This is a genomic window from Neiella marina, assembly GCF_002165625.1.
GTDB lineage: Bacteria > Pseudomonadota > Gammaproteobacteria > Enterobacterales > Neiellaceae > Neiella > Neiella marina.
This window is the reverse complement of sequence record NZ_NGNS01000001.1, coordinates 103458-116713: the sequence shown is the minus strand read 5'-3', so window position 1 is coordinate 116713 and position 13256 is coordinate 103458. Positions and strand designations below refer to the sequence as shown.

9 protein-coding genes are annotated in these 13256 nt (G+C 50.0%); 6 read left to right on the top strand and 3 right to left on the bottom strand.

Features of this window, described 5'->3' with window-relative positions; genetic code table 11:
* Nucleotides 1–50: 50 nt before the first annotated feature.
* Both CBE68_RS00515 and CBE68_RS00510 read right to left on the bottom strand, forming a co-directional pair.
* The gene (locus CBE68_RS00515; protein WP_087504111.1) at nt 51–1109 is read right to left on the bottom strand and encodes an MJ1255/VC2487 family glycosyltransferase; all 1059 of its coding nucleotides are present in this window, start codon (nt 1107–1109) and stop codon (nt 51–53) included.
* Nucleotides 1110–1146: 37 nt separating this feature from the next.
* On the bottom strand, nt 1147–1668 hold the full coding sequence (locus CBE68_RS00510) for a phosphatase PAP2 family protein (RefSeq protein WP_087504110.1): 522 nt from the start codon (nt 1666–1668) through the stop codon (nt 1147–1149).
* A 310-nt stretch (nt 1669–1978) separates the two neighbouring features.
* Here CBE68_RS00510 and CBE68_RS00505 point away from each other — a divergent pair, with 310 nt between their 5' ends.
* The 6 genes from CBE68_RS00505 to CBE68_RS00475 all read left to right on the top strand — a co-directional run bounded on the left by CBE68_RS00505 (nt 1979) and on the right by CBE68_RS00475 (nt 11872).
* Nucleotides 1979–2884: a carbohydrate kinase family protein gene (locus CBE68_RS00505; RefSeq protein WP_087504109.1), complete on the top strand. Its 906-nt coding sequence runs from the start codon at nt 1979–1981 to the stop codon at nt 2882–2884.
* 93 nt (nt 2885–2977) lie between these two features.
* On the top strand, nt 2978–3463 hold the full coding sequence (rraA, locus tag CBE68_RS00500) for a ribonuclease E activity regulator RraA (protein WP_087504108.1): 486 nt from the start codon (nt 2978–2980) through the stop codon (nt 3461–3463).
* A gap of 498 nt (nt 3464–3961) precedes the next feature.
* Nucleotides 3962–6139 carry an EAL domain-containing response regulator gene (locus CBE68_RS00490; protein ID WP_087504106.1) on the top strand — a complete coding sequence of 726 codons (2178 nt, stop codon included), beginning with the start codon at nt 3962–3964 and terminating at the stop codon, nt 6137–6139.
* Between the two features lie 132 nt (nt 6140–6271).
* Complete coding sequence (locus CBE68_RS00485; RefSeq protein WP_087504105.1) at nt 6272–9886, top strand: hydantoinase B/oxoprolinase family protein; 3615 nt, start codon at nt 6272–6274, stop codon at nt 9884–9886.
* Nucleotides 9801–10544 (top strand): START domain-containing protein, encoded by a 744-nt coding sequence (locus CBE68_RS00480; RefSeq protein WP_158100454.1) that lies wholly within the window; start codon nt 9801–9803, stop codon nt 10542–10544. The genes CBE68_RS00485 and CBE68_RS00480 overlap by 86 nt, the downstream gene beginning before the upstream one ends.
* Before the next feature lie 80 nt (nt 10545–10624).
* Nucleotides 10625–11872, top strand: coding sequence for a mechanosensitive ion channel family protein (locus CBE68_RS00475; protein ID WP_087504103.1), 1248 nt, complete (start codon nt 10625–10627; stop codon nt 11870–11872).
* On the opposite strand, the gene CBE68_RS00470 is transcribed toward CBE68_RS00475, so the two are convergent.
* On the bottom strand, nt 11852–13255 hold the full coding sequence (locus CBE68_RS00470) for a coniferyl aldehyde dehydrogenase (RefSeq protein ID WP_087504102.1): 1404 nt from the start codon (nt 13253–13255) through the stop codon (nt 11852–11854). The genes CBE68_RS00475 and CBE68_RS00470 overlap by 21 nt on opposite strands.
* Nucleotide 13256 lies beyond the last annotated feature (1 nt).

The following is a 13256-nucleotide window of genomic DNA, read 5'->3' as shown; positions in this document are numbered from 1 at the left end:
GACGGAACAGTAAAACCGTGATGTGGTGACAAATAATGGTAAGCGCCCACTCAGACTGAGGGCGCAGGAAGAGTTGCGTAGCTGGGAAATCGCACTTGTTGCCACAACTCATGACTCAGTTCGATCAGCGACTGCTGCGCACCTTCGGCAAGCCATTGGCTTAATCGGCCAGCAACATCTGGGTAATTGATTGGTTGCGCTGAAGGTGCATCTAACCATTGACTCACTTTGCTGCTATCTAGATCCGCCATGCTGCTCGCTAGCCCGAGTTGCTCCAGCGTTAATACATTGCTCTCTTGTTCAAACTGCCGAACCAAGGGCTTAACCAAAATTTTTTTACCAAGGAATAGTGCTTCACTTGGTAGTTCAAATCCTCCGTTGGCAATCACACCCTCCGCTTCGAGCAAATCGTGCTCAAAGGTTACGCGACTAAGGGCGCGCAGCGACAGGTGGCCTTCTTCAGCATTTGTTGCTTGTGGATGATAGATATAGAAGCGGTAATTGCTGAATGGTTGCAGCATTTGTTTGATGATGCTGAGTTCTTCAAAGGGCAAGTAGACAACGACTTTGTTATCAGTGGCGTTGGTTTGGGTCATGCCGACATCAATGATCGGTGGCAAGATTGGCTGGCCGAAATGATGCCAATGTACACCCAGTTGCTCGGATGATGGGGCAAAGTAACGCATCACTAGTTTTGACCCCAGATCCTGCCCTGTTTTCGGTATGTCGAAGCTAAATGCAGACTGGTGTGATAGGCCAATGCAGCGTTTGTTGGCTCGTTTTGCAGCCCATGCTGAGACGGGTTCAAAGTCATTCAGCACCAAATCATACTGGCTAACATCGAGCTTGTTAATGTCACTGAACAATTGTCTGATTCGGGCTTGCTGCAGGGTTTTTATCAGATCCACACGGCCACCGGAAGTGGCGAAACTGAGGCCTGGCAACGCCTTGTACTGTCCGAATAGCTCCATGTTGAATAACTGATCGGCGGGTCTACCAGTGAACAAAAAATCGACTTCGATATCTGTGTCGTTGAGTGCCTGCGCCATCGCTCGAGCACGCGTGATATGGCCATTACCAGTGGCTTGAACGCCATACAAAATACGCATTAATTGATGATTTCCATTGACTACTTCGAGAGAGGGGTTAGGCCCAAATCACTAGGCTGCAGGAGGCCGCGCAAGCGCCAAGGGCCAAACCACAAATAATATCGGTAGGGAAGTGAACTCGGAGCAAAACCCGAGAGGCGCCGACCAAACCTGCCCAAGCAAACATCCAGACAGTAAAGTCAGGATAATAATGGCTGCCGATTGCTGCCATCACAAATGCAGCAGCAGTGTGACCGGACGGCAAACTAAACTTATCTGATGGCTTAACAAATGCCGGTAATGAGCGCATCACTTCGCAAGGGCGGTTGCGCTTAAATACGTTTTTAATGAGGAAATAAAGTGGCAATTCGAAAGCGAAGGCTGTCAGCACGGCGGTAAAAAAGTTGGCACCATGACTGCTGTCGAAAATCAACGCAATCACTCCCAATGCGACATACAAATGGCCATCACCAGTCTTCGAAACCCAGCGAGCGACAGCCGCTATATGACGGGCGTTTTTACGGTCAGTAATTGACGCATACAAAGCGTGATCGGCACGCTGAATGGTGTTCAGCAACATGGCGTCTAAACCTGTCTGTTCTATCTCGCAGTAAAGCCTAGACAGCTAATGTGACAGTTCGGTGACACATTGTAGACATTTTAATCAATTTTGCTGGGGGGCTATTTGATGATTCGGTGTTGGTTTTTAAGTGATTGATATATATTCATTTGTCATGGTTTTTTATGGGCTGTGATGAGCAATGCTGCTGCTCGTAGAACCCAATAAATGGGCTTTTGGGGGAGGGTCGTACTCAGGATCAATACCGCGAAGCAGTTTTGCCAGCTAATCTAGGTGATTAGAAATACATGTAGTACTTGAGCAAGTTGTTATGGATAAGAAATGTAGCGTATTCGTAGCTGGTGGCGCATCTTGGGACGCCATTATTGATTTAGATGAACTACCGGTGCCAGAGCCAGGGTCGCTTTTTGCCCGTCATTATCATGAAGTAGTGGGTGGTACTGGTGCCGGCAAAGCACTAAACCTTGAACGCTTAGGTTTTAACGTGTTGCTCCATGTCGTGCTGGGACAGGATGATTGGGGCGACAAAATTCAGCAGCGGTTTCGTCGAACATCGGTGCAATTGCTTACCGATATCGACCCTAAAGGTACTGAGCGGCATACCAATATCATGGACCGAGATGGCCGCCGTATGAGTATCTATACTCATGCCGCCAGCGAGCGGCCGGGTATCGATCCGGATCATTTAGCGAAGGCTATGTTGCATGCCGATTACGTCGTCATCAATATCATCAACTATTGTCGGCGATTGATTCCTTTTGCCAAACAACTGGATAAACCGATTTGGTGTGATTTGCACGACTATGATGGCTGCAACCCATATCACCAAGATTTTGTCGATGCCGCTGATTTTGTTTTTCTCAGCAATGACAAACTACCTGACCCAAAACCATTAATGGAAGCGCTAATCGCTAAGGGTAAACAACTCGTGGTGTGCACGCAGGGGAAAGATGGCGCGGTCGCCCTAACAGGTGATGGTCAGTGGTATCAAGTGGCGGCGCAAGCTAACGTCGACGTGACCGATTGCAATGGTGCCGGCGATGCTTTTTTTTCAGGCTACTTGTTTGCCTATCATCAAGGCTTCGAGCCATTGGTTTGCTTGCAGATCGCAAGCAAAGTCGCAGCTTGCTGCGTCGGCTCCAGTGAATTGGTTGACGAGGCCCTTACCCCAGAACTAGCTTCGCAGGGATTTCTCTCTGCCACGCCAATCACTTAGCTGAACAGAACTGAGTTTGATCGAATCAATGGGTTTCCTTGAAATGCTGGTTTATACTGAACCGCAACTGGCCTCTGCCGAGTGAATAATGCGATGGAATACAATACTTCTGAACTGTGCGATACCTATGGTGATTTGGTTGATGTGGTTGAACCCATGTTTACCAACTTTGGCGGCTTGTCTTCTTTTGGAGGACAAATCATTACCGTCAAATGTTTTGAAGACAACGGCCTGATTCAGGAGCTAGTGCAGCAATCTGGTCTCGGCAAGGTGTTGCTGGTTGATGGCGGTGGTTCGCTACGTCGGGCACTGATCGATGTCAATATTGCAGAAACAGCGTTGGAAAATGATTGGGAAGGCATTATTTGCTATGGCTGTGTGCGCGATGTCGATGCACTGGCAGAGTTGGAGCTAGGCATTCAAGCACTGACTTCCATTCCGGTAGGAGCGGATAGCGAAGGCGCTGGTGAGCAGGATTTAGCGGTTAATTTTGGCGGTGTCACCTTCTTGCCAGAAGATCATGTCTATGCTGACAACACTGGCGTTATTTTATCGTCCGAACCACTCGATATTGAATAGTCCTAGCGCTAACAAATATTGCAAACACTCCCCAATTTGGTGTGCAACTGTTTGGTTGCGCACCAAAAATCACCGTAAACCGCACCAAACTACAGCTCTGTATACCTTCTGGCAGTAACCTTCTCGATTGCTCTTGGTTGATTGAATTACTCAACCCCTTTTTTTGTTGGGTTTTATTAACTTGCTGTTTTAGCTTGTTAAATTTTTATTTCATGTGTTTCCTAGCGACTTTGAACGACAAAATATGGCTCGGGGTGGCGGGTTGGCATCTGTTTTGCTCATAGACAATCAGAAACTCTGGTACTCGCTGGGTTTCGTTTTTGTTGCCGCTTACTCCATCGCATCAGGGCCAGGGACAGGAGTAAGCGGCTTTTTTATTTGTGGTGAATCCAACGAGCTAACTCGCAAAATTGTGTTGTATAAGATGCAACTAGAATAATCTGACGTATAGTTAGTTTCATTCGCTCGTATTTAGCGCAAGAAAGGAAAGAGTAGGGAATGGCAGTAAGCTCTGATGATGCTCCATTTGTCTTTGCAGATGAACCGGAACAGCAAGCTTCCTCGACCGTTGACCGAGCCAGCTGGCGAGTACTGGTCATTGACGACGATGAAGAAGTTCATAAAGTCACTCGCCTAGCCTTAGGCAGCGAGCTGGTGCTTGAGCGCACGCTGGAATTTGAACACGCCTACAGTGCTAAGGAAGCACGACAGCTGCTACGCGAACACAATGACTTTGCGGTTATCTTACTCGATGTAGTGATGGAAACCGACAACGCCGGCCTTGAGCTAGTCGCTTACATTCGCGAACACCTTTCAATGAACGCGCCGCGGATCATTTTGCGCACAGGCCAACCAGGCTATGCGCCAGAGCATCAGGTCATTCAAGACTACGACATTAATGACTACGCCACTAAAACAGAGTTGACTCAACGTCGGTTATTGACGTTGGTGACCACAGCCATTCGCTCGTACCGCCAAATCAACATGCTCAACACCAGTTTGAGCGGTTTGGAGTTAACCGTCCGACGGGCGCGAACTGATGCTGATTCCGACGTTCTGACTGAATTTGCCCATTGTGTGTTAGGCCAACTGCACGACTTGGTTGGAGCCGATATCGATGGTGCCTTTTTTTGTCAAGGCAGTGCGCCGCAGCTCGTCGCTGGTGTCGGCGAGTTTCAACAGTTGCCCCTAGCTGATGAGTTAGAGCCGCTGGTGAATGAGGTCATGCTGGCTGAACGAACGGTTGCCAAACGCAATGCCTTGGTGATGAACGTCAACTGCAGTGACTTACCAGCGGTTGTGGTGATTCGAACCCCAACGCGATTACGACGAATCGATCAACAAGTAATTGAGTCGTATCTTGCTCACGTGCGGGTCGCGTTTGTTAATTTGGCGCTGATGCGTAAATTGCAAGTGACTGCGTTTGTTGATGACGTCACCCAGCTACCCAATCGCGCCAGCTTTATCGGTTCGCTTGACAGTATTGTTGCGGCGCGAGATTTCAACACTACCGCAGCATTGCTGGATATCAGCCACTTTGCTGATATCAATGACAGTCTCGGTCAGGACTTTGGTGACGATACCCTTAAGGCTATTGCTCAGGCGTTGATTGGCCATTTTGATAATCAAAGCGTCAAGTGTGCCCGCTTGAATGCCGATGTATTCGGCATCGTTGGCCCTAGCCAATTGGTTACGCCAGATAACTTGATGGCTGTGTTCGAGCAGCCATTGGCGGTCCGAGCTCATCAGTTACCGCTGCGGACTCGAGTCGGGCTATGCCGCCTGTCTGAAATGCATAATGATGGCTTGACCGTGTTGCATCAATGTAGCATCGCTTTGAGTCAGGCTAAGCGTAGCTCTGCTGCTCGCTATAATTACTTTGAATCAGATTACGAAGTTCGTACCCAAGAGCGCTTGGACATCATTCGTAAACTCCGCCAGGCTGTGACTCAGCAGCAGTTAGAGGTCTGGTATCAACCTCAAATTGATCTAAGCTCCGGTCGTACGCTTGGCGTTGAGGCGCTGTTACGCTGGCGCGATGGCGATAGCTTTATCTCGCCAGCGGTGTTTATCCCATTGGCAGAATATTCCGGCATGATCACCGAAATTGGTCAGTGGGTGATGCAGCAAGCTTGTTCTGATTTGAGTGAATTGACTCAGCTCGATATTGCCGTCCGAGTCGCGGTCAACATTTCAATGCAACAGTTCCGTCAAGACAATTTCCTCGAGCAAGTCACAGGTACATTGGCTCAGCATCAGATCAGTCCTGAAAACCTCGAGTTGGAGATCACTGAAAGTGTGGTGATGGAAGATCCAACTGTTGTGATCGGATTGTTGGAACAAGTTCGCACGCTGGGCGTGAAAGTTGCCATCGATGACTTTGGTACCGGGTACTCCAGTCTGAGCTACATCAAACAATTACCTTTGAATACGATCAAGATCGATCGCGCCTTTGTGATGGATATTGATAAGGAAGAAGTGGCGTCGATTATTGATATGGTCATCGGTTTGGCTGAACGCCTAAATCTCACCGTCGTTGCTGAGGGGATTGAAACTCAGGATCAACAGCAAAAACTGACGGATATGGGATGCCACTGTGGTCAGGGCTACTTGTTTGCTAAGCCTATGCCGTTTGGCGATCTGAAAAAATTCCTCAACGCTTTTCGTCCGCTCTAGACAAATCATTGCGTATTCATGAACCGAGCAGCTAATTAGCTGCTCGGACATCGCTATTGGCTCTTTTTTCTCCGTCCTGTTCCTGCCACCATTGTCAACCTGCACTTGAGACAGGGAAATAGGGACGAACAGATGGCAAATTGGCAGTTTTGGATTGATCGCGGTGGCACATTTACCGACCTAGTGGGCCAATCCCCAGATGGGCAACTGCATGTTCATAAACTGTTATCCGAACATCCTGAGCGCTATCAAGACGCTGTGACCCATGGTGTTCAGCATATTCTCAAGCAGCATGGCCAACTCGATGACCATGTCGATGTCGTTAAGATGGGCACCACTGTTGCCACCAACGCACTATTGGAACGAAAGGGCGATGCGTTGGCGTTGGTTATTACTAAAGGTTTCGCCGATGCGCTGGCGATTGGTTATCAACACCGAGCCAACCTGTTCGAACGGGCGGTCAAGAAACCGGATGGCCTTTATCAACTGGTCGTTGAAGCCGATGAGCGTCTAGCTGATAACGGCGATGTGCTCACACCGCTTTGTGTTGACTCTTTGAGAACTCAGTTGCAGCAGGTGTATGACCAAGGTATTCGGGCTTGTGCCATTGCATTTATTCATAGTTATAAATACCCGCAGCATGAATTGTTAGCTGGGCAAATCGCCAAACAAATCGGTTTTGAACAGATTTCTCTGAGTCATCAAGCCAGTGCCTTGATTAAGTTGGTTGGCCGCGCCGATACCTGTGTCGTTGATGCCTATTTATCACCAGTATTAAGTCGTTATGTTGAGCGGGTGCGACAAGGCTTGCAGGGAGCTCGTTTGCAGTTTATGCAAAGCCATGGTGGCCTCACTGACGCAGAACAGTTTGCCGGAAAAGACGCCATTTTGTCTGGTCCCGCAGGTGGTGTGGTCAGTATGGTTGAAACGGCACGTCAAGCCGGATTCGAGCGTATTATCGGCTTTGACATGGGCGGCACCAGCACCGATGTGTCGTTGTTTCATGGTGAGTATGAACGTCGCTTTGAAACTGAAGTGGCAGGAGTTCGAATCCGTGCGCCGATGATGAATATCCATACAGTTGCAGCCGGAGGCGGCTCAACATTGCTTTTTGATGGTCAGCGAATGCGCGTTGGCCCTGATTCCGCAGGCGCCGATCCTGGCCCTGTTGGTTATCGCAAGAATGGCCCGCTGGCAGTCACCGATATCAACATTTTGCTTGGTAAATTGCAGCCTGATTTTTTCCCTTCCGTGTTTGGTGATGAGGGCAATGAGTCGCTGGATGGGCAGGCAGTCACCTCAGCCTTCGCAGCGCTGCAGCAACAGCTATCGCAAGCCGGAGTTGCCAAGAGCAGTGCTGAGATTGCCAGTGGTTTTCTACAAATTGCTGTCAACCATATGGCGAATGCGATCAAGACCATTTCGGTTCAGCGCGGTTATCCGGTGAGTGATTTTGTCATGTCTTGCTTTGGTGGTGCCGGTCCACAGCATGCCTGCCTAGTGGCGGATGAGCTTGGTATTGACACGATATTGATCCATCCACTGTCGGGCGTGCTTTCGGCTTACGGTATGGGATTGGCGAGCATTCGAGAGCTACTCAGTCAGTCACTCGAACAAGATTTTAATCACAGTGGTCTAGCCGCTGCCCAACAATGCTTGGAGCAGCTGGCGCAGCGTGCATCGATAACGGTTACTGAACAATTAATCGAGCCGACGGAATTGCAAGTGAAGCGCCAGCTTGAATTGCGCTATCAGGGCGCAGATACCACTTTGAATGTGGTTTGGGGAACAGCCGATAAGATGCAGCAGGCATTTACCGAAGCCCATCAACAATTGTTTGGTTTTTGTTTGGCAGATACGCCGTTGGTCATTGCCAGTGTCACGGTTGAGGTGATCGCTAACCAAGCTAGCATGGCCACAGTTGATGCCACAACGACGCAATCGGTGTTGCCTGAGGCTATCGCTGAGCGGCCAGTGTTCTTTGAGAATGACTGGCATCGCACTCCATTTTGGCGGCGCCAACAACTGAATGTTGGCCATCAACTCGATGGTCCGGCGATTATTCTCGACACCACCACAACTATAGTCGTTGAACCAGGCTGGCGGGCGACCATTGATGCGCTTAACAATGTCATATTAACTCGATACCTGCCTAGGACTAGCCAACAACAAGTCGGTGAACAAGTTGATCCTGTCATGCTCGAGGTGTTCAATAATTTGTTCATGCATATCGCTACCCATATGGGACATGTGTTGCAACAGACGGCCTCGTCGGTAAACATTAAAGAGCGCCTCGATTTTAGTTGTGCAGTGTTTGATCATCAGGGGCAGCTGGTGGCGAATGCGCCGCATATGCCGGTTCACCTTGGTTCGATGGGAGAAACGGTGCAAGCCGTACTAAAGCGTTTAGAACTGCAACAAGGGTCAAGCTACCTAGTCAACAGCCCCTATCATGGTGGCACCCACCTACCTGATTTAACGGTTGTCACACCCGTCTTTGATGATGATGGTCAACTGTTGTTTGTCGTTGCCAGTCGCGGCCATCATGCTGATATCGGTGGCATTACTCCGGGCTCTATGCCTGCTCACTCAGCTAATCTGGAGCATGAAGGCATTTGCTTTGAATGCTTTGAGCTCGTTAAACAGGGTCAGTTCCAGCATCAAGAGCTCGTCTCGCTGCTCAATTCTGGTCGTTATCCTGCGCGCAACGTGGGGCAAAATATAGCTGACTTAAAAGCTCAGCTGGCGGCCAATCAGAAAGGGGTGAGTGAATTGGGCAAGGTGCTGGGTTATTTCGGCCAAGCGACGGTTGAAGCCTATATGCAGCATGTTCAGGATTATGCTGAGAGTTGCGTGCGTCGCGCGATCAGCAAACTGACAGACGGTGACTACTGTTACCCTATGGACAATGGCTGCCAGATTCAGGTGGCGATTCGAGTGGCTAGCGATGGTCAAACAGCAACCATCGATTTTACCGGCACCTCGGGCCAGTCCAATGACAACTTCAATGCGCCCAAAGCCGTCACCATGGCTGCTATTCTTTATGTATTCCGGTGCTTAGTGGATGATGATATTCCATTGAATGCAGGCTGCCTGAAGCCACTCGAAATCATCATTCCGGAGTGTTCGATTTTGTCACCTCAGGCGCCAGCGGCAGTGGTTGCTGGCAATGTTGAAACGTCGCAGTGTGTGGTCAACGCATTATTCGCCGCCATGGGGGTGATGGCGGCAGGCCAAGGAACGATGAATAATTTGATTTTCGGCGATGCCGATCATCAATATTACGAGACAATTTGTGGTGGCACCGGGGCGGGCCTTCATGGCGCCGGTACTGATGCCATTCATTGCCACATGACTAACTCGCGGCTTACCGACGTAGAAGTGCTTGAGCATCGCTTTCCTGTGGTGCTGGAAAAATTTCAAGTTCGCCAAGGCAGTGGTGGTGTGGGGCGCTTTCGGGGCGGCAATGGGGTTGTTAGGCGATTGCGTTTCATGCAACCAATGGACGTATCGATCTTGAGCAACCACCGCACCGCAGGACCGCCAGGAGTCGCGGGAGGCGGCGATGCGTTGGCCGGTATCAATCGCGTGATACGAGCGAATGGCGATATTGAGCTACTGCCATATGCTGCCCAAGTGTTACTTCAGCAAGGAGATTGCATTGAATTGGAAACTCCCGGTGGCGCTGGTTTTGGTGCTGCTGATGATGGCATTGAAACCGGCAGCGATTGCGGCCAATCAAGCTGAATTAATTGATCAGCCTTGGCGCGTTCACTGGCAGCGGTCAGACGCATTATTTGCTAGCCGCCCGCTAGCCACCAGTGAGCAGCGAGAGTACTTCGCACAACTCGAACTGGCCGTGCCGGCAGAAGCAATGCTGGCATTGCTATTGGACACTGAGGCTGTGCCGTCGTGGGTCCATCATGCTACTGAAGCACAAGTGCTGCAGCAGTTCAGTGGCAATCAGTTTTTAGTTTATAGCAAGTACTCGCCGCCTTGGCCGGTGAGCAATCGCGATCTCGTTACCCATTCTCGTCATTGGCATCACCATGACGGAATTTGGCTGCAAGCTGAGGCAAGGCCGCAATTGCGCGGTCAGAGCCAAGGTTATCTTCGAGTTCGGCAAATGCAAACATGTTGGTTTGCCCAGCGTTTGGGTGCGCAGCGCAGCCGGTTAAGTTATTTGGGTTACATTGACGACCCTGGCAGTGTTCCTAATTTTATCGTCAATCCGGCGCAAGCCATGGTGCTGAACACGACTCTCGATAATCTCATTGCGGTCATTCAGGGTTATGACAAGGCGCCACCAAAGGCGTGGGATTTTGCGCCGCCATCACAACAAGGCTATTGTCAGCGTTTGCAGCAAGTCATTGCTAGTTTTAACGCTGCCAATGACTTCGAGTGAGATATGCCCTCGACGCTTGAAACCAACAGCCTTGGCAGTCACACTGACCTCATAGCCAACTATGTCTTTTCTCTATCCTTATGATTGAACAGTTATTTCGCGATTTGCAGGCCGCTCTTATCAACCAAGGTGTGCCATCAGTTCTTGCCATGTTCGTGTTGTTAGGATTGGTCATTGTCTTTGGTATCGTAGTCGATTGGCTGACACGACGTGTGGTGTTGTTGTGGGTGCAGCAAAAAGTGATTGATAGTCGCATGCAGTGGGATGATGTGTTGTGGCGCCACAAGGTGTTTCAGCGCGCGGCTCACCTGTTGCCCGGCGTGGTGTTTTACTGGGGCGCGGAAGTCATTTTTGCGGATTTTCCCAACCTGCAGGCAATCCTTGCGAAAGCAGCAATCTTGTATTTGGTGATCATGGGTTCGCTCAGTGTCATGTCGCTGATCAATGCTGCGACTGCACTGGCTGATTTGCGCGACAGTGCCAACAAGTTACCACTGCGGAGTTTACAGCAGCTGCTTAAGTTGCTGATTGTTATTGCCGTCGCTGTCACCATTCTCAGTGTTGTGATTGATCAAAACCCAGCGTATTTGCTCAGTGGTTTAGGTGCGTTCACCGCTATCTTGTTGTTGGTGTTTCGCGATACCTTGTTGGGGCTGGTGGCAGGCGTGCAATTGTCGGTTAACGACATGGTGCGGCGGGGCGACTGGATAGAAATGTCGAAATATGGTGCCGATGGTGATGTTACCGATGTCGGGCTAACCACGGTAAAAGTCCGTAACTGGGACAAGACTATCACCACCATTCCAACTTATGCTTTGATTACCGATTCGTTCAAGAACTGGCGTGGTATGCAAGAGTCGGGCGGTCGCCGGATCAAGCGCTCATTGCACATTGATGTCAGTAGCATTCGATTCATTGATGATGCCTTGATGGCGCAACTACGTAGCGTCGAATTGCTACAGAGCTACTTAGAGAGCATGTCGACTGAATTGGCGCAACAATCAGAATCTTCGTTAAGTTCCAGCCCGGTCAATGGCCGCAGGTTGACCAATATCGGCGTCTTTCGGACTTATTTACAGGCTTATTTGAGAGCCAATCATAATGTTCATGAAGGCATGACCTTGTTGGTACGCCAGCTAGCACCAACCGATAAGGGCTTACCGATTGAGATCTATTGTTTCAGCGCCGAGCTGCAATGGGCCGATTACGAAGCCATTCAAGCGGATATCTTTGATCACGTATTCGCTATTTTGAGCAACTTTGACTTGCGCGCATTTCAAGCCCCGAGTGGCGCTGATGTCGGTCGTTTAACGCAGCAAAAAGCGTAAAATCAGGCGTTGCCACCATCGTCCATAGGGCGCCTGCAATAGCGCGCCAGGGCTTACTTTGCCGCGACGAAAGACTGTTCTGGCGTGACTAAAGGTTAAAAATCCTTCGTGACCATGGTAGTGACCCATGCCGGACGGGCCAACACCACCAAAAGGCGCATCGTCAATGGCAACCTGATACAAGGTATCATTGATTGCCATGCCGCCTGATATGGTTTTTTGACTGATTTGTTGCTGCAGTTGCCGATCAAAACTCATTACATACAGTGCCAATGGCCGAGCTCCAGCGTTGATGAAGTCAATGGCTTGTTCAACCTTTTGATAGCCGACAATGGGTAATATCGGGCCAAAAATCTCTTCTGCCATCAGCCGCATATTGTCGTTCACACCCGTCACCAGATGCGGTACTAGCAGTCTTTGAACAGGGTCTGATGCCGGTTCAGCGACAGGCACAACACGGGCTCCTTGCTGCTCTGCATCAGCTAGTAACTGTTGTAGCCGTTGAAACTGCCCTTCATTAATGACACTAGCAACATCTGGGCTATTGATGCCCAGTGGATACTGCTTGGCGTAATGTTGCTGAAAAGCGCTGACGAATTCTGCAATCTTTCCCTCCGGACAAAGGACGTAATCCGGAGCGACACAGATTTGACCACTGTTAAGGCATTTACCGGCCGCAATGCGAGCGACGGCGAGTTCAACCGGGCAGTCATCGGCGATCAACACCGGCGACTTTCCTCCTAACTCTAGGGTGACAGGTGTTAAGTTGTCAGCAGCTGCGGCCATAACATGACGGCCAATTGCGGTGGAGCCGGTAAACAGTAAATGATCGAATGGCAGCCGAGAGAAGGCTTGTGCAACCGGGGCATCCCCCTGAATGATGCGAATTACATCATCACCCAAGGTGCGCTGTAACAACTGAGCTAGTTGCTGATTGAATGCTGGTGTGTACTCGGATAGTTTCAACATGACCCGATTGCCAGCTGCCAGCGCGTTGATCAGTGGTCCAACAGATAACATCAGTGGAAAGTTCCACGGCACTATAATGCCGACCACACCTTTGGGTTGATATTGCACTTCGGCTTTGGCTGGCCATAACGCCATGTCGAGATGGCGCTTACTTGCTTTCATCCAACGCTTGAGGCGGCGGCGAGTGTATCGCAACTGTTGCAACACGGGCACCACATCAGCTAACTGGGTCTCTTGTATTGGGCGCTGCCCATAGTCATCACTAAGTGCTTCGGCGAGTGTACTGTAGTCAGCTTGCAGCTTTTGCTGCAACCGTTGCAGCCATTGCTGGCGTTCCTTCAGTGATGGGTACGGTTGCTGGCGATACTGCTGCTGCAGTTCGCTGAGATGCAAATTGAGTTCGGCTGGCTGCATG